Source organism: Pseudomonas sp. (assembly GCF_030683065.1).
In the GTDB taxonomy this organism is placed as follows: domain Bacteria; phylum Pseudomonadota; class Gammaproteobacteria; order Pseudomonadales; family Pseudomonadaceae; genus Aquipseudomonas.
This window is the reverse complement of record NZ_JAUXMX010000048.1, coordinates 1-22,098: the sequence shown is the minus strand read 5'-3', so window position 1 is coordinate 22,098 and position 22,098 is coordinate 1. Positions and strand designations below refer to the sequence as shown.

22 protein-coding genes are annotated in these 22,098 nt (G+C 62.5%); 14 read left to right on the top strand and 8 right to left on the bottom strand.

Going from position 1 to position 22,098, the window contains the following annotated elements; translation table 11 throughout:
• Positions 1-38 precede the first annotated feature (38 nt).
• From Q8K09_RS16175 to Q8K09_RS16160, 4 genes are all read left to right on the top strand, one after another.
• Entirely contained in the window at positions 39-590 is a 552-nt protein-coding gene (locus Q8K09_RS16175; protein WP_305256015.1) for a glutathione peroxidase, read from the top strand.
• A gap of 123 nt (positions 591-713) precedes the next feature.
• Complete coding sequence (locus tag Q8K09_RS16170; protein ID WP_305256014.1) at positions 714-1,640, top strand: triacylglycerol lipase; 927 nt, start codon at positions 714-716, stop codon at positions 1,638-1,640.
• 47 nt (positions 1,641-1,687) lie between these two features.
• The gene (locus Q8K09_RS16165) at positions 1,688-2,758 is read left to right on the top strand and encodes a lipase secretion chaperone (protein WP_305256013.1); all 1,071 of its coding nucleotides are present in this window, start codon (positions 1,688-1,690) and stop codon (positions 2,756-2,758) included.
• 48 nt (positions 2,759-2,806) lie between these two features.
• Positions 2,807-4,564, top strand: a complete 1,758-nt coding sequence (locus Q8K09_RS16160; protein ID WP_305256012.1) for a hybrid sensor histidine kinase/response regulator — start codon at positions 2,807-2,809, stop codon at positions 4,562-4,564.
• Positions 4,565-4,697: 133 nt separating this feature from the next.
• On the opposite strand, the gene Q8K09_RS16155 is transcribed toward Q8K09_RS16160, so the two are convergent.
• The 3 genes from Q8K09_RS16155 to Q8K09_RS16145 form a co-directional block, all read right to left on the bottom strand.
• The gene (locus tag Q8K09_RS16155; RefSeq protein ID WP_305256011.1) at positions 4,698-5,315 is read right to left on the bottom strand and encodes a response regulator transcription factor; all 618 of its coding nucleotides are present in this window, start codon (positions 5,313-5,315) and stop codon (positions 4,698-4,700) included.
• 183 nt (positions 5,316-5,498) lie between these two features.
• Complete coding sequence (locus tag Q8K09_RS16150; RefSeq protein ID WP_305256010.1) at positions 5,499-5,978, bottom strand: hypothetical protein; 480 nt, start codon at positions 5,976-5,978, stop codon at positions 5,499-5,501.
• A gap of 344 nt (positions 5,979-6,322) precedes the next feature.
• Entirely contained in the window at positions 6,323-7,189 is an 867-nt protein-coding gene (locus tag Q8K09_RS16145; protein WP_305256009.1) for a sulfurtransferase, read from the bottom strand.
• A 217-nt stretch (positions 7,190-7,406) separates the two neighbouring features.
• On the opposite strand from Q8K09_RS16145, the gene Q8K09_RS16140 reads away from it, so the two are divergent.
• Positions 7,407-8,087, top strand: coding sequence for a spermidine synthase (locus tag Q8K09_RS16140; protein WP_305256007.1), 681 nt, complete (start codon positions 7,407-7,409; stop codon positions 8,085-8,087).
• Positions 8,088-8,390: 303 nt separating this feature from the next.
• On the opposite strand, the gene Q8K09_RS16135 is transcribed toward Q8K09_RS16140, so the two are convergent.
• Positions 8,391-9,452 (bottom strand): SMP-30/gluconolactonase/LRE family protein, encoded by a 1,062-nt coding sequence (locus Q8K09_RS16135; protein WP_305256006.1) that lies wholly within the window; start codon positions 9,450-9,452, stop codon positions 8,391-8,393.
• Positions 9,453-9,616: 164 nt separating this feature from the next.
• A complete protein-coding gene (locus Q8K09_RS16130) occupies positions 9,617-10,531 on the bottom strand; it encodes a LysR family transcriptional regulator (RefSeq protein ID WP_305256005.1) in 915 nt (304 codons plus the stop codon).
• Between the two features lie 149 nt (positions 10,532-10,680).
• Between Q8K09_RS16130 and Q8K09_RS16125 the strand changes: the two genes are divergently transcribed.
• The 6 genes from Q8K09_RS16125 (at position 10,681) to Q8K09_RS16100 (ending at position 16,055) form a co-directional block, all read left to right on the top strand.
• The gene (locus Q8K09_RS16125; protein ID WP_305256004.1) at positions 10,681-11,424 is read left to right on the top strand and encodes an SDR family oxidoreductase; all 744 of its coding nucleotides are present in this window, start codon (positions 10,681-10,683) and stop codon (positions 11,422-11,424) included.
• 71 nt (positions 11,425-11,495) lie between these two features.
• Positions 11,496-12,629, top strand: a complete 1,134-nt coding sequence (gene rnd, locus Q8K09_RS16120; RefSeq protein WP_305256003.1) for a ribonuclease D — start codon at positions 11,496-11,498, stop codon at positions 12,627-12,629.
• On the top strand, positions 12,626-12,919 hold the full coding sequence (locus tag Q8K09_RS16115) for a YcgL domain-containing protein (RefSeq protein WP_305256002.1): 294 nt from the start codon (positions 12,626-12,628) through the stop codon (positions 12,917-12,919). The genes rnd and Q8K09_RS16115 overlap by 4 nt, the downstream gene beginning before the upstream one ends.
• Before the next feature lie 5 nt (positions 12,920-12,924).
• Positions 12,925-13,857: a D-2-hydroxyacid dehydrogenase gene (locus tag Q8K09_RS16110; RefSeq protein ID WP_305256000.1), complete on the top strand. Its 933-nt coding sequence runs from the start codon at positions 12,925-12,927 to the stop codon at positions 13,855-13,857.
• A gap of 233 nt (positions 13,858-14,090) precedes the next feature.
• Positions 14,091-14,540 carry a YcgN family cysteine cluster protein gene (locus Q8K09_RS16105; RefSeq protein ID WP_305255998.1) on the top strand — a complete coding sequence of 150 codons (450 nt, stop codon included), beginning with the start codon at positions 14,091-14,093 and terminating at the stop codon, positions 14,538-14,540.
• A gap of 279 nt (positions 14,541-14,819) precedes the next feature.
• The gene (locus Q8K09_RS16100) at positions 14,820-16,055 is read left to right on the top strand and encodes a hypothetical protein (RefSeq protein ID WP_305255997.1); all 1,236 of its coding nucleotides are present in this window, start codon (positions 14,820-14,822) and stop codon (positions 16,053-16,055) included.
• A 26-nt stretch (positions 16,056-16,081) separates the two neighbouring features.
• Here Q8K09_RS16100 and Q8K09_RS16095 read toward each other — a convergent pair whose 3' ends face one another.
• A complete protein-coding gene (locus Q8K09_RS16095; protein WP_172149172.1) occupies positions 16,082-16,549 on the bottom strand; it encodes an RNA methyltransferase in 468 nt (155 codons plus the stop codon).
• Positions 16,550-16,798: 249 nt separating this feature from the next.
• Entirely contained in the window at positions 16,799-17,173 is a 375-nt protein-coding gene (locus tag Q8K09_RS16090; protein ID WP_305255996.1) for a YajD family HNH nuclease, read from the bottom strand.
• A gap of 132 nt (positions 17,174-17,305) precedes the next feature.
• Between Q8K09_RS16090 and Q8K09_RS16085 the strand changes: the two genes are divergently transcribed.
• Positions 17,306-17,605: a hypothetical protein gene (locus Q8K09_RS16085; protein WP_305255995.1), complete on the top strand. Its 300-nt coding sequence runs from the start codon at positions 17,306-17,308 to the stop codon at positions 17,603-17,605.
• Positions 17,606-17,677: 72 nt separating this feature from the next.
• On the opposite strand, the gene Q8K09_RS16080 is transcribed toward Q8K09_RS16085, so the two are convergent.
• Complete coding sequence (locus Q8K09_RS16080; RefSeq protein ID WP_305255994.1) at positions 17,678-18,022, bottom strand: pilin assembly protein; 345 nt, start codon at positions 18,020-18,022, stop codon at positions 17,678-17,680.
• Between the two features lie 186 nt (positions 18,023-18,208).
• On the opposite strand from Q8K09_RS16080, the gene ppc reads away from it, so the two are divergent.
• Together ppc and adk are read left to right on the top strand one after the other, a co-directional pair.
• A complete protein-coding gene (gene ppc / locus Q8K09_RS16075) occupies positions 18,209-20,845 on the top strand; it encodes a phosphoenolpyruvate carboxylase (RefSeq protein ID WP_305255993.1) in 2,637 nt (878 codons plus the stop codon).
• Positions 20,846-21,245: 400 nt separating this feature from the next.
• The gene (gene adk / locus Q8K09_RS16070) at positions 21,246-21,893 is read left to right on the top strand and encodes an adenylate kinase (RefSeq protein ID WP_305255992.1); all 648 of its coding nucleotides are present in this window, start codon (positions 21,246-21,248) and stop codon (positions 21,891-21,893) included.
• The last annotated feature ends 205 nt before the right edge of the window (positions 21,894-22,098 follow it).

The following is a 22,098-nucleotide window of genomic DNA, read 5'->3' as shown; positions in this document are numbered from 1 at the left end:
GTAGCGTTGCGCCTTGGCTTCTTTTGGAGGTGTTACCCATGTCACTGCGTGCCCTTGTCCTGCTTTTTACCCTCTCTGGCCTGGCGTTGCCAAGTTGGGCGGCCGAGTGTCCGCTTATGCTGCAAGGCGAGTTGCCCATGCTGCGTAGCAAGAACAGTATCGACCTGTGCAGCCAGTTTGCCGGCAAGCCGCTGGTGGTGGTCAATACCGCCAGCTTCTGCGGCTTCGCCCCGCAGTTCAAAGGGCTGGAGGCGTTGTATCAGCGCTACAAGGGCCAGGGCCTGCAAGTCCTGGGTGTGCCCTCGGATGACTTCAAGCAGGAGTCGGACGATGCCGAGGAAACCGCCACGGTCTGTTACGTCAACTACGGCGTAACCTTTAGCATGAGCGAATCCCAGTCAGTTACCGGCACCGAAGCAATTCCGCTGTTCAAGGAACTGGCAGCCCAGAGCCAAGCGCCGCGCTGGAACTTCACCAAGTACGTGGTTGATCGTCAGGGTAAGGTGATCGCCAGCTTCTCTAGTGGCACCCAGCCAGATGATCCGGCATTGATCGCGGCTGTGGAACAGGCCATCGCCTCGACGCCTTGAACGGCAGCCAGGTTCGTCCTTCACCCATCTGGGCGATGGGCGGGTCATTCACGCCTCCTTAAAGTGTGGGCACGCCGGACGCAGTCTCCCGGCGTGCCCACAATAAAAATAATGGAGGCACCCATGCGTCGCGTTCTTTGCACTGCTCTAGCTGCCGTGGCCCTGGTCGGCGCCGTCGAAGCCCAGGCCGACTACACCAAAACCAAGTACCCGATCGTGCTGGTGCACGGCGTCACCGGTTTCAACACCATCGGCGGCCTGGTCAACTACTTCCATACCATCCCCTGGAACCTCGAACGCGACGGCGCCAAGGTTTATGTCGCCAGCGTTGCCGCGTTCAACGACAGCGAGCAGCGCGGCGCCGAACTGGCCCGGCAGATCGTGCCTTGGGCCGGCGCCAACGGCGGCAAGGTCAACCTGATCGGCCACAGCCAGGGCTCGCCAACCGCGCGGGTGGCCGCTTCCCTGCGTCCGGACCTGGTCGCTTCGGTGACCTCGATCAACGGCGTCAACAAGGGCTCGAAAGTCGCCGACGTGGTGCGCGGGGTGATCCCGCCAAACGGCGCCATCGAAGGCGGCGCCACTGCCATCGCCAATGCCCTGGGCGCGGTGATCAACCTGCTGTCCGGCAGCAGCAATTCGCAGAACGGTCTGGCCGCCCTGGAAACCCTGACCACCCCTGGCACCACGGCCCTCAACAGCCGCCATCCGTGGGGGGTGAACAATGCCAGCTACTGCGCCAAATCCACCGAAGTGCACACTGTGCGCGGCTACAACATCCGTTACTTTTCCTGGACTGGTAACTCGGCCTACACCAATATTTTCGATGCGGTCGATCCGTTCCTGGCCATCACCGGTCTGGCCTTCGGCAGCGAGAAGAACGACGGTCTGGTCGGGGTCTGTGCGACTTACCTGGGTCAGGTGCTTGGCGACAGCTACAACATGAACCACGTCGATGCGATCAACCACCTGTTCGGCATCCGCGGCTGGACCGAGCCGGTATCGCTGTATCGCCAGCATGCCAATCGCCTGAAGAACAAAGGCGTCTGATCCTTGCCACGCTTGCGGGCTGCTAGACAGCCCGTCCTGGAGGTCGCATGCCCTTGCCGATCCGCTCCCTCGCCCTGCTGACTCTGCTGGGTCTCACCACTGCCGGGCTGATCCTCTATTGGCAATGGCCGGAGCCGGTCATGGTCCAGGCCGACTCGGCCAGCCAGGCTGAGCCTGTCGCTCCGCTGATTGCCAGCCCCGTGCAGCATCAGCCTGTGCCAACTGCTGCCGCCCAGGCCATGCCGCCGGCAGTATTGCCGGGCATGAGCGGGACCGAGGTCGATGGCGGGTTGCAGGCTGATAGCGCCGGCAATCTGCAGCTCAACCTGGCGCTGCGCGACTATTTCGATTACTTCCTCAGTGCTGTCGACCAGGCCGGGCTCGATGCCTCGATCGAGGCGCTGCTGGCGGATGCCGGCGGGCGTCTGCAGGAGCCGGCACTGGGTCAGCTGATCGGCTTGCTTGGCGATTATCTGGAGTACAAGCGCGCCAGCCTGGCGCTGCTGCAGCAACCGCTGAGCGCCCACCAGCAAGCCCTGCCGCAGGCGCAGCTGGTGGCATTGCAGCAGGCCTTCGACAGCTTGGCTCAGCTGCGCCGTAACCACTTTTCCCCTGGGGCGGTGGAAGCCCTGTTCGGTGCCGAGGAGGCCTACTCGCGTTATACCCTCGACAGTCTGGCCGTACTCGCTCGCGAAGACTTGAGTGAACAGGACAAAGCCGCCGCCCAGGAGCGCTTGCGTGAGCAATTGCCCGCCGCCATGCGCGCCAGCGAGGAACGGCACAGTCAGGCGCAGATGCAGCAGGCGCAAAGCGAGCGGCTGTGGCGCGAAGGGGCGAGCGAGGAGCAGGTGCGTCAGTCCCTGGCTTTGACCTATGATCCGTCAACCGTCGAACGCCTGCTGCTCGAACAACGCAACGAGCGCGCCTGGCAACAGCGCTACAGCGCTTATCGCGAGCAACTGGCCACGCTGCGCAGCACCGGCCTGAGTCCGGCTGATCAGCAACATGAGCAGCAGCGTCTGCGCCAGCGCTTGTTCGACGCCGCCGATCAACACCGAGTCGACACCTATGATGCGATTGCCGCCAAACAGCAGGTCAGCGAGATTCCCAGGCCTTGAGTCTGGGCCGGGGTCAGTGCTGGCCCTGGCTCAGGCGGGCGACGACCGATGACTCTGGAGCAGGAGGAACGTCTGCTACTGGCGCAACAGCGCCGCGGCTACCGGCGTTTGTGCTTTGTCCCGGAGCTGGAGCTGGGTTTCGTCGAGCACCGGGTCCAGCGCATGCACCGCCGCTTACTGTTGATCGTCAGCACGGCGATTGTCTTTCAGCTGATCTACAGCGTCCTTGATCTGCTGCTGATGCCGCTGGCGGTGAGTCTGTCCGTAGTCCCCCTGCGCGTGCTGGGTATCCTTGGCGTACTGGCTGTTTTCGTCTACTGCCGTCGTCCGCAGAGCCCGCCGCGCCGTGCGTTGTTCGCCTACACCGGCGCCTACGCGCTGAACGGCGCCTGCGTGGCGGTGATCATTCACCTGTGCTGGGCTCAGGGCGAAGCTATGCCCTATGACGGGCTGTTTCTGATCCTGTTATTCGGTTATGTGTTGCTCGGCGTCTCGTTTCGCGCAGTGAGCCTGGCGGCCTGGGGCTTTTGCCTGTTGTTTCTGGCACTTGGGTTGCTGCTGACCGAGCCGGGCAGCCAGTTGGCTTATCAGGGCTTGTTCCTGATTTGCGCCAACCTGATTGGCAGTGCCGGCGCCTACCTGCAGGAGCACGGGCAGCGCGGCGCCTGGCTCAATCTGCGCCTGCTCGACTTGGCGCGGCAGCGCGCCGAAGCCGATGACGCGCGCAAGCTGCGCCTGCTCGCGGCGGCCAGCCATGACCTGCGCCAGCCGCTGAATGCTATGGGCCTGTTCGCCCAGCACTTGCTTGAGCAAAGCCAGGAACCGGGCATTCGTCGGGTCAGCGCTCGTCTGGCAACCTCGGTGGAGCAGCTCAGCCGCTTGCTGCAATCGCTGCTCGATTACACCCGACTCACCTTGCCCGGCGGGGTGCAGGCCAAGCGTGAAGTGTTCGCCCTGCGTCCGCTGCTCGAACGCCTGAGCGGCGAGACCCGCCGCGAGGCCGAATTGCAGGGTGTCGAGCTGGACCTGCAGTGCGCGGATCTATGGGTGTGCAGCGACCCGCTGCTGCTCGAACGGGTGCTGCGCAATCTGCTCAACAATGCCCTGCGCCATGCCCAGGCGCGGTGCGTGAGGTTAAGCGCCCGGGAGGATGGGGGCAGCGTGCTGCTGCAAGTCGCTGACGACGGTCGTGGTCTGAGCGCAACAGAGCAGGCGCAGGTCTTCGAGGAGTTCCGCCAACTGGACAATCCCGGACGCAATACCGAGCGCGGCTTGGGCCTCGGTCTGGCTATCGTCCAGCAACTGGCAGCGCTACTGGAGCATCCGCTGCAGCTGGACTCCAGTCCGGGCCAGGGCACTTGCTTCGCTTTGCGCCTGCCGCGCGCCGCCGTGGGGGCGTGGCAGGCAGCCAAGCCAGTCGCTGCTGCCTTGAGCGGTCGGGTTTTACTGTTGGAGGATGACGAGGCCGGGCGCGAGGCGTTGTCCGGTCTGTTGCGCCGCTGGGGTTGCGAGGTCTGGGCCTGCGCCGATCTGCAGGCGGCCCTGGAGTGCCTGGCAGAGGCGATGCCACAGTTATTGATCAGCGATTACCGTCTGGCCGCCAGCGAAGATGGTCTGCGCGCCATCGAGCGGTTGCGCGAAGAGGCCGGGCGCATGCTCCCGGCCTTGTTGATCAGCGCCGATATCAGCCCTGAGCTGCAGGAGCGCTGCATGCCCGCACACGTCACCCTGCTTGGTAAACCCCTGCTGCCGGCACGTTTGCGTCAGGCTGTGGCGGTGCTGTTGCCGATCGCTGAAAAAGCCTAGAAGCGGAGCGCCGGCCGCTCCTACAGCCAGGTAGCCCGGATGAAGTCCGGTAAGTTCATCGCCTGTTCGACCGCTCCCGGATTTCATTGGGCTACGGGAGCGGTGTGGATCAGGCCTTTTTCATTTATCAGCGCTACAGCCATCCACGCTGGCGCGCGGCGCTGACGCAGGCGGTGCGGGTGTGCACATCGAGTTCCTGGAACAGGGTCTTCAGGTGAGTTTTTACCGTGTCTTCGGAAACCCCCAGTTGCCTGCTGATGGCCTTGTTCGGCAAGCCATCGGCCAGCAGCAGGAGAATCTGCAGTTGTCGCGGCGTGAGCTGTGGTTTCCCCCCGGCTGTCGGCGCCGGCAGGGTTTCCCCGAGCAGCACGCGGGTCACTGCCTGGCGCAGCTCTTCGCTATTGGCGCTTTTCGGAATGAAGCCCAGGGCACCTGCGGTCATCGCCGCCTGAGCATCCAGATTGGAGTCGCTGGCACTGAGAATCGCCACCGGCGTCATGCGCCCCTGTTGCTGCCAGCGCTGCAGCAATTCGAGGCCGGCTATGTCCGGCAGACGCAAATCCAGGAGAATCAGGTCGAAGTCGTGCTGGCGCAGACAGGCCTCGGCTTCGCTGGCGTTCTGCGCGGTCTGGATTTGCAGGTCCGGGCAGAGTGGCGCCAGGGCCAGGCTGAGGCCGTCGAGAAAAATCCGATGGTCGTCCACCAGCAACAGGCGAAGCTGGTTGGGCAAGGCAGTACAGAGTGCTGTCATGGCAGTTTCACGCGGTTTTTTGTGGTTATGGTCGCCAGCCGAGTGTAACCCAATGCGCTGGCTGGTTTAGGCGCCAGGTCATTAATAGAAGGGGCAGGGCAGGGGAGCCGGATGTGCAGGCGCCAGGGGGACGCCTAGTTCGTGCTGGCGCTGCGGGATGCCTGATCACAGCAGGCTACCAGGTCAGGCGACCTGACTGAAGTTGCCGATACAGCGTTGCCAGGCTTCGATGAAGTCGCGCGGGTCACCCTGTGGGCAAAATACCCGGTGCCAGACCCGGGCCAGGGCGAACAGGTCGTCGGCTGCGGGCAGTTCGCGACGCTCCACCTCAATCAGCATCCAGGCGATGGCTGTGGCGTAGCGTAGGTTGACGGTCAGTTCAAGGTGCGGCGACGCCAGAAAGGCATGCTGGCTGGCCAGGCCGCGGATCTGGCTGGCCATGTCTGGATCGAGTGCCAGGTAGTGATCCCAGAGCTGTTGGTGACGCAGTTCGGCGATGCGGTAGAGGCCGTGGCCGCTTTGGTCGTCGAGTGCCGAGCCCAGTGCCGATTGGCAGGCGGCGGCACCCAAGAGCAGTGTTTCGGCAGCAGGTGAGTGACGGCCCAGATAAATCAGTGTGGGGCGTATGACGTGCTGGGTTAACTCGCAGGCTGCAATTCCCATATAGCCCTCGTGAAAAATGACCGGTGAGGCCGGGGCGCGTGGCAGCTTGTGATCACTCTTGGAAAGGCCCCACCGGAAGCGGGTTTAGCCGCTTGATTTGAAGTGTAGTGCGACCTTTCGATTGTAAAATACTGTTTTTAAATTGATTTATGCTTTCGGATATTTTGCATATTCCTCTTGGTACTTAGGGCTGCCCGGCGGTGCTGTGCTTGGTCAATCGTCACTGTCCGGCTGATTGGCGTCGCGCCAACTGGTTTGGAGTGCGCCTGCAGCGGTCGCCGAGCCTCAGTCCGCCTGGGCTTCGTTGCTCCGCGCTAACCTGTAATTGACACCAGCTGCGGCTCTCAGATAGCCGGTTCATCACCCACTGCTACAGGCCGTTTTGGGTCGGTAATCCACTCGCTCCAGGATCCTGCATAAAGTGGCGCGAGCGGGTAGCCTGCGAGGCACAGGGCGAACAGGTTGTGGCAGGCCGTGACGCCGGAGCCGCAGTAGGCCACCAGTTCGCTGGCTGGGCGTTCGCCGAGTTGCGCGGCGAAGCGCTGGCGCAACTCGACCGCCGGCAGGAAGCGCCCGCTGCTGTCCAGGTTGTCGCTGCAAGGTGCGCAGCGGGCACCTGGGATATGTCCGGCAACCGGGTCCAGCGGTTCCACCTCGCCGCGAAAGCGTGGCAGCGCGCGGGCGTCGAGCAGGGTCAGTTGCCTGTCGGTGAGGCGTTGTAGCAGTTGGCTAGCGTCGACCAGCAGGCTGGGATCAGGCTGTCCGTCGAAGTTTCCGGGGGCGGGGCTCGGCAGCGCTTGACTCAGTTCGTAGTCGGCTTCGCGCCAGGCCCGCAGGCCGCCGTTGAGTAGATAGACACCCTCGCGCTTGCCCAGCCATGCCAGCAGCCACCAGGCGCGAGCGGCGAAGGTGCCGGGACCATCGTCGTAGAGCACCACTGTGCTGTGATCGTGCAAGCCCCATGCGCGCAGCCGTGCCAGCAGTTGGGTCGGCTCCGGTAGCGGGTGTCGGCCGCTGACGCCCTTATGCACCGATCCGGACAGGTCGCGTTCGAGGTCGGCGAACTGGGCGTCGGCGATATGCCCGGCGGCATAGCTGCGCTGACCGTAGGCCGGGTCATCAAGGGCAAAGCGGCAGTCGAGGATCAGCAGTTCGGGTTGTCCTAGGCGGGCCTGGAGTTGAGCGGCGGTGAGCAGTTGGGCGAGGGGCATGGCGGGCGTCCGGGGGTTCGCTGAAGACTGCAGGCATGATAAAGGCTGTGTCGGACTTATGCGATTGCAGAAAAACGGGCGCCGCGGCCGCGAAGCCTGAGCGGCAGCAGCTCGGCAAGGCGAGATTTTTATTATGTGCGGCGCTGCATCTTTGGCCGTTTCTGTGCATGCTGCACGCCCTGTTTTCTTCATTCAACCAATCAGGCATGAGACAACCATGAAGCGCTTCGTACTGCTGGACACCGCCCAGATTCCTGATGGCTCCGGGGCGCTCTGCCTGTTCGAGTACGGCGAGGATTTTGTGATCAAGATTGCCGGTGGCGATGGCGGTCAGTTGATGAACACGCGTATGCATGGCTCCGAAGATGCCCTGGCGGCGATCCCCTGCAAAAAAGTCGCTGGCCGCCCTGAGTCGCGGGTATTGATCGGTGGTCTGGGCATGGGCTTCACCCTGGCTGCAGCCCTGCAGAACCTGGGCAAGACTGCCGAGGTGGAAGTCGCCGAGCTGGTGCCGGGCGTGGTCGAGTGGAACCGTGGCCCGCTGGGGGCCAAGGCTGGCTACCCGTTGCTCGATCCGCGCACGCGGGTGTTGCAAGAGGATGTTGCCAACAGCCTGATGACGGCGGACAAGCGTTACGACGCGATCATGCTGGACGTCGACAACGGTCCCGAGGGCCTGACCCAGAAACGCAACAGCTGGTTGTACAGCGCGCAAGGCTTGCAGCGTTGTCACCAGGCATTGCGCGCCAAGGGTGTGCTCGCCGTGTGGTCGGCCAGCGCCGACAGCAAGTTCGCCGACAAGGTGCGCAGAGCCGGCTTCAAGGTCGACGAGGTGCAGGTCTACGCCCACGGCAACAAGGGCACCCGCCACACCATCTGGATTGCCGAGAAGCTGTAGGAAGGGTCGGGCCACGTTGGACAGGCCGCGGCTAGGCGCGCGCAAATTGGCCTGTTGCCACAAGAGCAATGGCGCCGTAACCCATTAGCGATAGTGGCCATGACGTCGAGTACAGGCATAAGTCGCTTGATGGGTATCGCTACGCTCAACGCCATCCTACGGTTGGTCTGTACCCGCAGGCCGCGATTGATGGCCTGTCACCTGCGCGGCCCGGCCAGTGCGGCGCAATCCAGGGCCGCGACCACCCGGGATTGCGCTGACGCTCAGCTGGGCTACGCAGCCGCTGCCGCGCGGCGTTTATATTCAGCGAATCTTCAGGCGGCCGATGCGGTCGTTATCCAGGCTGCCGAAGTACAGATAGTCGCCCACCGGTTTGACCGAGGTGACCATGCGCAGGTGCGTACCGCTGGTGTCGTGCAGGCTGCGTACGATCTCCCCCTGTTCGTTGATGGCGATGGCGAAACCGTAGGGAATCGCCTTCGGCCACAGTGCGCGCGGCAGCTTGGCTAGCTGCGCTTTGAGCCAGGGGTAGCGATGGAGAAAGTCGGCATCGGCCTTGCGCGGCGTCGGCAGAGCGACCCAGAAGGTGCCGGCGCGGTCGCCTTGCAGGTTGTCCGGCAGGCCCGGCAGGTTGTCGATGAACACGTCATGGCTGCCGGCTTTATCGCCCTTTAGCCAGTAGCGGGTGATGCGGTAGCGGTAGGTTTCGTTGACCAGCACGAAATCCTCGTTGGCCGACAGGGCCACGCCGTTGGCGAAGTACAGGTCCTTGAGCAGTACGCGGGTCTCGCCGCTGCCTGGCGCGTAGCTGAGCAGGCGGCCATGGGGGCGGGCTTCGAGCAGATCGAGCAAATAATCCGGTTGCTCGAAACGCGAGGAGGCGTCGCTGAAATAGATAGTGCCATCGCTGGCTATATCCAGGTCGTCGGTGAACGTGAAGGGCAGGCCTTCGGCTTCAGTGGTCAGTACCTTGATCTGCCCTTGCGGGTCGATGGACAGCAGGCCCTTGTAGGCATCGGCGACGATCAGCTGGCCGCTCGCGTCGAAGTCCATACCCAGTGGCCGGCCACGGGTGTCGGCGAAAGTCGCGACGCTGCCGTCGGCCTCGATGCGCACGATGCGGCCATCATGCAGGCCGGCGTAGACCCGACCCTGTGCGTCCACTGCGGTATCTTCCGGGCCATGCAGTTGGCCGCGGCCGAGTAGTTCGGCTTTCATCAGGGTGTCGTTGGGCTCCAGCACGCCGGTCATCGCCGGGGCAGGCGGTGCCTGCCAGGCCAGCGGGTCGATGGGGCTGGGGGTAATGGCCAGGTAGATCGCTGTGGCGGCGATCAGCAGGACGAGTAGACCAAGCAGTTTGTTCATTGTGCATATTCCTTGTGCCGAAGCGTGCGGGCGGCCGCCAGATTACACAGTAAGCAGGTCGCAAGGCGAGATTGGCCGGTGCTCAGAGATCGAGCGCCGTTGCGAGAGCGACTCCAGGCGTCCGCAGAGGCGTTCGCAGTAGGCGAACGCTTTTTCACAGCCTCTCAGGCCTCGCTGGGCAGCAGGGCCGGGTCAGCCAGGCGTTCGCTCAGACGGTCGTAGACCAGGCGTACACGCGGGGCTACCGGACCGCGCTGCGGGCGGTAGATGAACAGCTCCCAGGGCGCTGGCCGGTGTTCATCGAGCAGGCTGCGCAACCTGCCGCTGCGCAGCGCTGGCAGCACCAGATAACTGGGTAGTTGGCCGATCGCCAAGCCGTCCAGTACGGCGTCCAGTTCGACCTCTTGATCGTCGGTGGTGAAGCTCGGTTTGGCCGGTTGCAGGTGATGGTCATTGGCGAAATACCAAGGCCAGGGGCGGCCGCTGCCACGGTCAACCAGGGTGCTGGTCGGTAGTGTATGCAGGGCGTCCAGACTGTCAGGCGTGCCGCTTCTGGCCAGTAGTGCAGGGGTGGCCACGACGAACAGAGGAATATGCGCTACTGCACGGGCAATGTAGCGGCGATCGCGGATGAAGCCGATGCGCACGCCGATGTCTATTTGTGCATCAACGGCATCGGTCATCGCGTCCGACAGGCGCAGGTCGAAGTCGATCTGCGGGTATTCGCTCATCAGTTCGCCGAGCACCGGCATGACAAAACGCCTGCCCACGGCCTGCGGTGCAGTGATGCGCACGCGCCCCGCCAGGTCGTTGATTGGTTGCTGACGGTTGTGTTGGAACAGCTCATCGAAACTGTTCAGGGTTTGTTGCGCCTGGCCAGCCAGCCGTGCGCCGAACGCAGTAATCTGCACCTGGCGGGTGCTGCGGTGAAACAGCAGTTCGCCGAACAGCTCTTCCAGCTCCTTGATCGCCCGCGTCACGCTTTGCGGGGAAACACCGAGGCGGCTGGCGGCCTCGCGGAAGTTGTTGGTGTGCGCGGCAACGGTGAAGATGCGCAACATTTCCATTCGATTGAGCACGTCATAGGCCTTGCTTGAAGGATGGGGAGTATTGGTTTATTCCATTATGTGGAATTCCAAAATCCATACTATTCCATTAATAGGATTGAAATGGCCAGGCATACTCCAGACACGTTAGTTCTTATGTAACTGTCAGAGAGGGAATTTCAATGAGTAACAATATTGCCGGAAAAGTTGTTGTGATTACCGGCGCCAGCAGCGGCCTCGGCGAAGTCACCGCACGCCATCTGGCGGCTCTCGGCGCCTCCCTGGTGTTGGGTGCACGGCGCAAAGACAACCTTGACAGGATTGTCAGTGAGATCACCGCAGCAGGCGGCAAGGCAGTGGCCTTTGCCACCGACGTCACCGTGGCCAGCGATGTCAATGCGCTGGTGCAGGGCGCGCTGGACACCTTTGGCCGCATTGATGTGCTGGTCAACAACGCCGGGCTCATGGCCATCGCGCCGATAGCCCAGGGGCGTACCGACGAGTGGGACCGGATGATCGACATCAACATCAAGGGCGTGCTCTACGGCATTGCGGCTGCCTTGCCGCACATGCAGACGCAAGAGAGCGGGCACATCATCAATATCGCCTCGGTGGCGGGGCTCAAGGTCTTCGCGCCGGGCGGTACGGTATACAGCGGTACCAAATATGCGGTGCGTGCCATTACCGAGGGCTTGCGTATGGAAGTGGGGGCGAAGATTCGCACCACCATCATTTCCCCTGGTGCAGTGGATTCGGAACTCAAAAACGGCAGCTCCGACGAAGCCTCGAGCAAGGCCGTCAAGGATTTCTATCAGCAGGCCATCCCGTCTGACTCGGTAGCCCGCGCCATTGCCTATGCCATCGAGCAGCCGGCCGAGGTAGAAATCAATGAAGTGGTGTTGCGCCCAACCTGTCAGGACTTCTGATTCCGGACGCAATACCCCGGCAAATGGCCGGGGCGATATATACTGCGCGGCATTCTTGATGGGAGCGCCGCGTGGCTATTGATATTCACTGGATTCGTGACAACGCCAGCCTGGCACAGCACTGTGCCAACTGGCGCGACCTGCCCTTTGTGGCGGTAGACACCGAATTTATGCGGGTCGACACCTTTTACCCGATCGCCGGCCTGCTGCAAGTCAGCGAAGGCGAGCGTGCCTACCTGATCGATCCGCTACTGATCGACGACTGGGCGCCGTTCGCTGGACTGCTGCACGACCCAGCCGTGGTCAAGGTGTTGCATGCCTGCAGTGAAGACCTGGAAGTCTTCCTGCGCCTGACCGGCAGCCTGCCAGTAGCCCTGTTCGACACCCAGCTGGCCGCCGCCTACCTCAATCTCGGCTTCTCCATGGGCTATTCACGCCTGGTTCAGGCAGTGCTCAACATCGAACTGCCCAAGGGCGAAACCCGCTCGGATTGGCTGCAGCGCCCGCTCACCGAAACCCAGGTCAGCTACGCCGCCGAAGATGTACTGCACCTGGCCGAGGTCTATAACCTGCTGCAGCAACAGCTGCCGGCCGAGAAAAATGCCTGGGTGCTGGAAGACGGCGCCGAGTTGGTGGCCAATCTGGGGCGTGAAGTCGCTCCGCAGGATGCCTATCGCGAGGCCAAGCTGGCCTGGAAACTGTCCCGCGCGCAGCTCACGGTGCTGCGCGAACTCTGCGCCTGGCGCGAGCGTCAGGCGCGGGCGCGCAACCAGCCGCGTAACCGGATTATCCGCGAGCATTCGCTGTGGCCACTGGCCCGCACCCAGCCAGATAACCTGGTGAGCCTGGCGCGGATCGAGGACATGCACCCGAAAACCGTGCGTCAGGATGGCGAGTTCCTGCTCCAACTGATCAAGGACGCTGCGGCCACGCCATCGGTCGATTGGCCTGAGGCATTGCCCGAGCCCTTGCCGCTGGAAGCCGCGGGATTGTTGAAGAAGCTGCGCGCCATCGGCCAGCGTGAAGGTGAGCGGTTGAACATCGCCCCAGAGCTGATGCTGCGTAAGAAAACCCTCGAAGCCCTGCTGAAAACCGGCTACCCCAATGGCCCTTACCAGTTGCCGGACTCGCTGCGCGGCTGGCGTCGTGAATTGATGGGTCAGGTGCTGCTCGACTGCCTGGCCGTTGAAGGAGAATCTGCGTGAAGCGCATCTGCTCGATCTACAGAAGTCCGCGCAAGAGCGGGATGTACCTCTATGTGCTGAAAAGCGATGCGCTGGAGCGGGTGCCGGAAGCGCTGTTGGTCGCATTCGGTGCGCCGACCCTGGCCTTCAGTATGGTGCTCACGCCGGAGCGCGAGCTGGCCAGCGAGGATATTCACAAGGTCCTGGAAAACCTCGAAACCCAGGGCTATCACCTGCAGATGCCGCCACCGGATGATGACTATATCGAGCACCTGCCGGACGAATTGCTACGCCGCAACGACCCGATGTAACGGCCATGCGCGTACTGATCGGCGAAGCCGAACATGCCCGCTATGCCGAGTTGCTGCATCAGGCTGTGCCCGAGCTGGAGCTGCACGGCAGCGCCGATCCGCTTGAGTTGGCGCATTGGGCGGGCCGTTGTCCGCTCTGGCTCGGCCAGCCGGTTCTGCTCGCTGCCTTGTTGCGTCAGGGGCACAAACCGCACTGGCTGCAGTCGACCTGGGCTGGCATCACGCCGCTGCTGGCCGCCGATCTGCCGCGTGATTACTCGTTGAGTCGCGCGGTTGGTATCTTCGGCCAGGTGATGGCCGAGTACGTGCTGTGCCACCTGCTGGCCCACGAGCGTGAGCTGTTCGCCCGTCTGGCTGCCCAGATGGAACAGCGCTGGGATAACCGTCTGCCGCAGAGCCTGGCCGGGCGTCGGGCCCTGATCGTCGGCAGCGGCGATATCGGCCTCAGCGTGGCACGCTTTCTCGCTCCATTCGGCATTGAGCTCTACGGCGTAGCCAGTAGCGCGCGCGTCCTTGCACCTTTTCTCGAAGTGGCCGGGCTCGCTGAGTTGCCGCGCCTGGCCAGTCAGGCCGATTACCTGATCAACCTGCTGCCGGACACCCCGGCCACCCGCGATATCTACGATGCCGCGCTGTTTGCCCAGCTCAAACCCGGCGCGCTGCTGATCAACGCGGGGCGTGGCGTGGCGGTGGTCGATGCCGACCTGGTCGCGGCGCTGCAGCAGGGCCAATTGGCCGCTGCGGTGATCGATGTCTGCCGCGAGGAGCCGCTGCCCGCCGGGCATCCGTTCTGGAACACGCCGCGTCTGTTGCTCACCGGGCACAGCGCCGCGCCGACCGAGCCGCGGTTGATGGCCCAGTTGTTTCTCGACAATCTGCGTCGTTACCAGACTGGCGGCCAGCTCCAAGGCACTGTGGATCTTGCCCGCGGCTATTGAATCGCAGCCTTGCTGTCTTCCCCGGATTGCATCCGGGCTACGCAACTATCTCGATTTCGCCAGCGGGTAGGGTGCGCCGTGCGCACCACCGATTGATTGAGGGCACCTGGTGCGCACGGCGCACCCTACGCTGACGTGTTGCCGCATTGTTTGCCATTCGGCCCGCCGGCCTTGGACTTGGGCAGGCGGCACGCTAGACTGCCGGCCTTTTCGCCAGTCACTGTACCCTCGCCATGGCCGCCAAAGTTGAACCCTTCTGGAAACGCAAAACCCTCGAGCAACTTGATCAGGCCGAGTGGGAATCGCTGTGCGATGGCTGTGGTTTGTGCTGCCTGCAAAAGCTCGAAGATGACGAGGACGGTAGCGTCTATTACACGCGCGTTGCCTGCAAACTGCTGGATCTGAAGACCTGCCGCTGCACGGACTACAGCGAGCGGCGCAAGTCCGTGCCCGATTGCATTCAGCTCACCCCGGCCCAGGCGGACCAGTTCCAGTGGCTGCCGCCGACCTGCGCCTATCGCCTGGTGAGTGAGGGCAAGGATCTGCTGTTGTGGCATCACCTGGTCTGCGGCGATCCGGAGCAGGTGCACACGCAACGTATTTCCCAGTCAGGGCGCATGCTCAGCGAAAACAGCGTGGCCGAGGACGATTGGGAAGAACACCTGATTTTCCGCGCAGGCTGAGGTGGGTTGCGGTTTAGACACGTGATGTGCACGTTATCTGTTGATGGGGAAATCCAGAGTAATCGCCCCTGCAACCCCGTAGGAGCGCGCTTCAGCCGCGAAGCTTTTGCCGTGCCACACTGTTTGCGGTGAATCGAATAATTCGCGGCGCAAGCGCGTCTATGTAAGGCCGACACCCTGGCAACACATAACCGGGTGCCGGCACAACGGTTGGTTATTATTGAATTGCCTGGCCCATAGCGGGTCTGTTCACTGTCCCGTCGCGCCAAGGAAATACTCATGATGATCCACCGCAGCGTGTTGTCCGCCTTACTGCTGAGCCTGTGCACGCCGTTATGGGCGGCGCAGAAAGTCGACCTGGATTACCACGTGCGCTTTCTGCCCGAGAGCGATCAGGCCGAGGTCAGCCTGACCCTTGGCGACGGCGAGCGCGTGCGCAGCCTGGCCTTCAATCTGGGCGACAAGGGCTACTACAGCGACTTTAGCGGTGATGGGGAGTGGACCCAGGAAAGCCCAGAGCGTGGGGTCTGGCAACCTGGCAAGGGCGTGGCGAAGCTGACGTACCGGGTGCAGGTCAGTCATCCCCACAAAACCTTGGAGAATCGCTTCGACGCACGCATGACTGCTGACTGGGCCTTACTGCGCGGCGATGATCTGGTGCCCAGCGCCGTGTTGCGTCAGCAGGATAAGACCGAACTGGTCGCGCGCCTGCAGTTTGAACTGCCCAAAGGCTGGCGTAGCGTGGAGACCGGCTGGCCGCGCATCGGCAAGAACAAGTTCCGCATCGACAATCCGCAGCGCAAGTTCGATCGCCCAACCGGCTGGGTTGTCGCCGGCAAGATTGGTACACGCCGCGCCAAGCTTGGCGAGACCGATGTGACCATCGCCGCACCGGTTGGTGAGGGCATGCGTCGCATGGACATTCTTACCCTGCTGACCTTCGTTTGGCCGGAACTCCAGGCGGTATTCCCGCGTGACCCCGCCAAGCTATTGATCGTTGGTGCGGGCGATCCGATGTGGCGTGGTGGCCTGTCGGCGCCTAATTCCTATTACATGCATGCTGACCGCCCGCTGGTCAGCGAAAACGGCACCAGCTCGCTGGTCCATGAACTGGTGCACGTGTTCAGCCGCATCCAGTCGAGTGATCGCAGCGACTGGATCACCGAAGGGCTGGCCGAGTACTACGCGATCGAGCTGGTACGCCGCGCGGGTGGCTTGAGCGAAGATCGTTATCAGAATGTCCGCGAGCATCTGGTCAAATGGAGCAAGCCGGTAAAAAGCCTGCGCACGGCGAATTCCAAGGGGCCAGTCACCGCCCGAGCGGTGCTGTTGCTGCACGAGCTGGACCGGGAAATCCGCCAGAAGACCAAGGGCAGTACCCAGCCACGTTCGCTGGACGATGTAGCCCGTGGCTTGATGCGCCTGGATAAGGTCAGCACCAAGGACTTTATCGAAATCAGCGAGAACGTGATGGGCGGGGCTTCCAAGGTGCTCGACAGTAAACTGTTGAGGTAGTGGCTACGCCGGCTGGGCCGAACGCTTTAGAATTTCGGCCCGGACTTGGTGTTGTTACCCTTGGCCATACGGTCGTACAGCACCACGTTGACCGTGGCAGCCAGGTTCATGCAGCCCTGGGTGGGGATGTAGATCACATCCTCGCACCAGGCGCGTATCTCTTTGTTCAGCGAGCCGTCTTCCGGGCCGAAGATGTAAATCGCGCGATCCGGGTGGGTGTACTGCGGCAGTGGTCGCGCACCTTCCACCAATTCCACGGCAACCGGTGTGCAGCCCAGCGGGATGATCTTCTGCAGATCGTCGATGCCGATCAGCGGAATATCCTGGAAGACTTTCTTGGTATCGGTGACGAAGTCGCGGGCATGCTCATAGCGGGTGCCGGTGTAGAACACCGAGGCCGCGCCATAGCAACCGGCCGCGCGCATCACCGCACCGACGTTCTCTGGGGATTTGGGGTTGAATAAACCAATGCAGCTGTATCGTTTGTTCGCCACGAAGCAGGCCTTTACGCAAAAGGCGGCAGTATAAGGCTTGCAGGCATCACTGGCAGGGCAATCGGATGAAGCTGCATGCCGGGGCTGCTGGGGATATGGCATTGATTGGTGCCGATGGGCATCGCTGCGCTCAACGCCATCCTACAAAAGCCCCGAGCGCGCTGACTGAGCAGTGATCCCGCGCAGGCTTGAGCGAAGCGATACCCATCACAGATCAGCCTGCCGCTAGATGGGGGCAGTGCCGCCGCTTCAGTCTTTGCTTTTCAGTAGGGCGGCCAGGTCGGCGAAGGCCTTGTGGGTCGATTTAGGCCCTGTTGGGCTGGCGGTTGAGCCTTCGCTGAAGTACTGCTGGTCGGTGTAGCGCGCGTGCTCGTTGTCGTGGCAATACAGGCACAACAATTCCCAGTTGGAACCATCCTGCGCGTTGTTATCGTGGTTGTGGTCGCGGTGATGCACGGTCAGTTCGCTCAGGCGCTTGCCGGAAAACTCCCGGGCACAACGGCCGCAGACATGCGGGTACATCTTCAGGGCTTTATCGCGGTAGCCTTCTTCGCGACTGCGCTGGGCATCGGCGAGGATGCGGTCGAGTTTGGCGGTGGGCGAGGGTGATTTGTCCGTGCTCATGACTTGTCTCTGGCTAACTACTAATACCCACAGTGTAGCCTTGCCGATGGTCGGCGAAAACAGCCGGGCGGGCACTAATCGACCTAATGCGTGGCCCAATGGCCAAGAGTTTCGCTATAAAGGAGGTTGATGATGCGATTGATCAGTGTGCTACTGCTGAGCCTGACTGTCCTGTGCGGCGCGCTGGCTCAGGCCCAAGACTATCCCGCGAAGCCGCGCGGGGAGCGGCCTGCCGGCTCGCCTGGCACCGCTACACCAGAGCCTTTCACCCCGGCGCAGCCGCGCAACCTGCCGACACCGGCACCGTATAATCCCCCTTTGCTCAACGATGGCACGGGCTACAAGACCAAGCCTCCTGGCGGCTCCCTCGCGCCACCAGATGGTGAGTTACCCCTGCTGGAGCAACAGCGCCAGGGTGACAATCAGCGCTGATCAAGCCCCGCCGCGCGGCCACTTCCTGATGCGTGCAGGTGGCCTCGGTCGGCGCGAGGTTTTCAGCGGTTATCAATGATTGGTATTGGCCTGCTGTGCGCTCAGCTCCTGCAAGTACTTGCGCGACAGGGCGAGAAAGCGCGGGGTCGGGCCGATATCTTCATAGAGCGGATTGCCTTCCTCGTCGGTGGCTACTACCTGACTGCCTTGGACATAGGGCAGGCGGGTTTCCAGCTCTTCCAGTGCCGCGCCGATCAGCTCGCCGAGGAGTGCTTCCGGGCTGCGCTTGGGGTACATCTCGGCCAGCGCTGCCAGGCGCGCAGCTGCTTCAATATCGAGGTTGATCTGATACAGGTTGCGGGTCATACGGCCCTTGGCGTTTTGTTCCCAGTGGTGGACCAGTTCGCGAATTTTCATGACTGCGTCATCCTTTACCTACTCGTGGTAGGTGGTTATACGTGTGTGCCCCAGCCTAGCCCTTTTGCGGCGTGCCTGCTTAGAGCCTAGTCCTGTCGGGCGGTCTTGTCGGCATCGTGTCGCGCCCTTGTAAGATGTTGCCGCGCTGGGCACTCTTGAGGCTCACGCTTCAGCGGAGAGTCAGTCATGGCAAAAATCGACGCGCGCCTGCGCGAGGACGTTCATCAGCTCGGCGAGCTGCTGGGTAATACCATCAGCGCCCAACGCGGAGCGGTTTTTCTCGACAAGATCGAGCGCATCCGCAAGGGCGCCAAGGCGGCGCGGCGCGGCTCTGCCGCTGGTGCCGAGCAGCTTAACGCCAGCCTTGAGCAGCTCGCCGACGATGAGTTGTTGCCAGTGGCGCGGGCGTTCAACCAGTTTCTCAACCTGGCCAATATCGCCGAGCAATACCACCGGGTTCGCCGGCGCGCCCCTGACGAGCCAGAGCCGTTCGAGTCGCGAGTGTTTCCCGAGTTGCTGCAGCGCCTGCTGGCCAGCGGCCATAGCGCCGATGCCCTAGCGCGGCAGTTCGGCCGTCTGGACATCGAGCTGGTACTGACCGCCCACCCGACTGAAGTGGCGCGGCGTACCCTGATCCAGAAATACGATGCGATCGCCGCGCAGCTAACCGCAGGTGATCACAGCGACCTGTCGGCTGCCGAGCGCGAGCAGGTTGCCGAGCACCTGCAGCGCCTGATCGCTGAGGCCTGGCATACCGAAGAAATTCGTCGCGTCCGGCCCAGTCCGGTGGACGAAGCCAAGTGGGGCTTCGCCGTGATCGAGCACTCGCTCTGGCAGGCGGTGCCGAGTTTCTTGCGCAAGGCTGACCATGCGCTGCATGCAGCCACCGGCATGCACCTGTCGCTGGACGCGGCGCCGATTCGCTTCGCGTCCTGGATGGGCGGCGACCGTGATGGCAACCCTAATGTCACTGCCGCAGTGACCCGTGAGGTGCTGTTGTTGGCGCGCTGGATGGCGGCCGACCTGTACTTGCGCGATATCGACCAACTGGCTGCCGGGCTGTCCATGCAGCAAGCCAGTCCCGAGTTGCTGGCCCGGGTTGGCGACAGTGCCGAGCCCTATCGCAGCCTGCTCAAGCAGCTGCGTGAACGTTTACGTGCTACCCGTAGCTGGGCTCAGGAGGCGTTGCACGCACCGCTCGCAGCGTCAGATGCGGTACTGCACGACAACCGTGACCTGATCGAGCCGCTGGAGTGCTGCTTCCAGTCGCTGCACGCGTGCGGTATGGGCGTGATCGCCAATGGCCCGCTGCTCGATTGCCTGCGCCGCGCCGCCACCTTTGGCTTGTTCCTGGTGCGCCTGGACGTGCGTCAGGACTCCAGTCGTCACGCCGCGGCGCTCGATGAAATCACCGACTATCTAGGGCTTGGACGCTACGCCGAGTGGGATGAAGAGGCGCGGCAGGCGTTTCTTGTCAAGGAATTGGACAACCGGCGGCCGCTGTTGCCCAGCCACTTCAAGCCCAGCGCCGACACTGCCGAAGTGCTCGCCACCTGTCGCGAGGTGGCGGCCGCCCCAGCGGCCTCGCTGGGCTCCTATGTGATCTCCATGGCCGGTGCCCCTTCCGATGTGCTCGCCGTGCAACTGTTGTTGAAAGAGTCCGGACTGCAGCGGCCGATCCGCGTGGTGCCGTTGTTCGAAACCCTCGCCGACCTGGATAACGCTGGTCCGGTGATTGATCGCCTGCTTGGTCTAAAGGGCTACCGCGCACGCCTGCATGGCCCACAGGAGGTGATGATCGGCTATTCCGACTCGGCCAAGGACGCTGGCACCACCGCGGCGGCTTGGGCGCAGTACCGTGCCCAGGAAAAACTGGTGCAGATCTGCGCTGCGCAACAGGTCGAGTTATTGCTGTTTCACGGCCGTGGCGGCACCGTCGGCCGCGGTGGCGGCCCGGCCCATGCGGCGATTCTGTCGCAGCCACCGGGCTCGGTCGCGGGGCGCTTTCGTACCACCGAACAGGGTGAAATGATTCGCTTCAAGTTCGGCCTGCCGGATATCGCCGAGCAAAACCTCAACCTCTATCTGGCTGCAGTGCTGGAAGCCACCCTGTTGCCACCGCCGACACCTGAGCCGGCCTGGTGCGACCTGATGGACAAGCTGGCCGCCGATGGCGTCACGGCTTACCGCAGCGTGGTGCGCGAGCATCCGCAGTTTGTCGACTATTTTCGCCAGGCCACGCCGGAGCAAGAGCTTGGTCGTTTGCCTCTGGGTAGCCGTCCGGCCAAGCGTCGCGAAGGTGGGGTGGAGAGTTTACGGGCGATTCCGTGGATTTTCGCCTGGACCCAGACCCGTCTGATGCTGCCGGCCTGGCTCGGCTGGGAATACGCCCTGAGCAGCGCGATGCAACGCGGCGAAGGTGAACTGCTGGAGCAGATGCGCGAGCAGTGGCCGTTCTTTCGTACCCGTATCGACATGCTGGAAATGGTTCTGGCCAAGGCTGATGGCGCTATCGCGCGGCTCTACGACGAGCGTTTGGTCGACCCGTCCCTGCAGCCATTAGGCGAACACTTACGCGACTTATTGTCGCAGGCGGTTGCTGCAGTGCTGGGTTTGACCGGCCAGTCACAGCTGCTGGCGCACAGTCCCGAGACCCTGGAGTTCATCAGTGTGCGCAACACCTACCTTGACCCCTTGCACCTGCTCCAGGCCGAGCTGTTGGCACGCTCCAGGCAGCGCGATAGCCAGGCCGACAGCCCTCTGGAGCAGGCCTTGCTAGTCAGCGTCGCAGGTATCGCCGCCGGATTGCGCAACACTGGCTAGCGGCTTGTTGAAAAATTAATCAATTGGGCGTTACTGCGTTAAAAATGGCCTAAAAATGCACATTTACACGAGTAAATGGCGTTTTTGTGGCCATTTTTGCCTTGTATAGCCTGCCGCGTCTGCGCATTCATAGCGAGCTGTCAGCCTCGCAGGGTCAGGCGTGGTCGCGTGTTCCAGGTGCACCCGAGCGCCGCCTGATCACGTCTGGAAAGCCCCTGTTTATCCGACTTTTGGTGGCTTGTGCGGTGGGGGTGCGCTGTGTATCTTGATCAACCTTTTAGTCCCCTGGACACTTGGGCACAGGCAACTTGGCTGCTTGCCAGGGTTGTCCGAACCATTCTGAGATTGGCCCCACGAGGCGAGTCCGACGCTTTTTTCTTTCATTTTGAGGAGCACATCGATGCGCGTGATTCTGCTAGGGGCGCCCGGTGCCGGCAAAGGTACTCAGGCCGGTTTCATCACCAAGAAGTTTGGTATTCCGCAAATCTCCACCGGCGACATGCTGCGTGCCGCGGTCAAGGCAGGCACCGAACTGGGCTTGATGGCCAAAGGCATCATGGACAGCGGTGGCCTGGTTTCCGATGATCTGATCATCAACCTGGTCAAGGAACGCATCACTCAGGCCGACTGTGCCAACGGCTTCCTCTTCGATGGCTTCCCGCGCACCATTCCCCAGGCCGAAGCCCTGAAGGACGCTGGCGTGAATATCGATCACGTAGTTGAAATCGCCGTCGAAGACGAGGAAATCGTCAGCCGCATCGCCGGCCGTCGCGTGCATCCGGCGTCTGGCCGGGTCTACCACACCGAACACAACCCGCCAAAAGTCGCCGGCAAAGACGACGAAACCGGCGAAGAGCTGATCCAGCGCGATGACGACAAGGAAGAGACCGTGCGTCACCGCCTGTCGGTCTACCACTCGCAAACCAAGCCGCTGGTGGATTTCTACCAAAAGCTTGCAGCCGCCAACGGCACACCGAAATACAGCGCCATTGCTGGTGTCGGTACGGTCGACGAGATCACTGCCAAGGTATTGGCCGCGCTCAGCTAAGCCCGCTGCACTGCTTGACCGACGGCCCGCTTGCGGGCCGTCGTCGTTTCCGGGGCTTTTGTTTGGCTATGTACCCGTTATGTGTTGCATGCAGCAATGCCCTGTAGGAGCCAGCTTGCTGGCGATGCTGTTGCATGGGCTTGCTGGCCCGGATCGCCAGCAAGCTGGCTCCTACAGACGCGTCTGCCTTTTTACTGGTCATCTC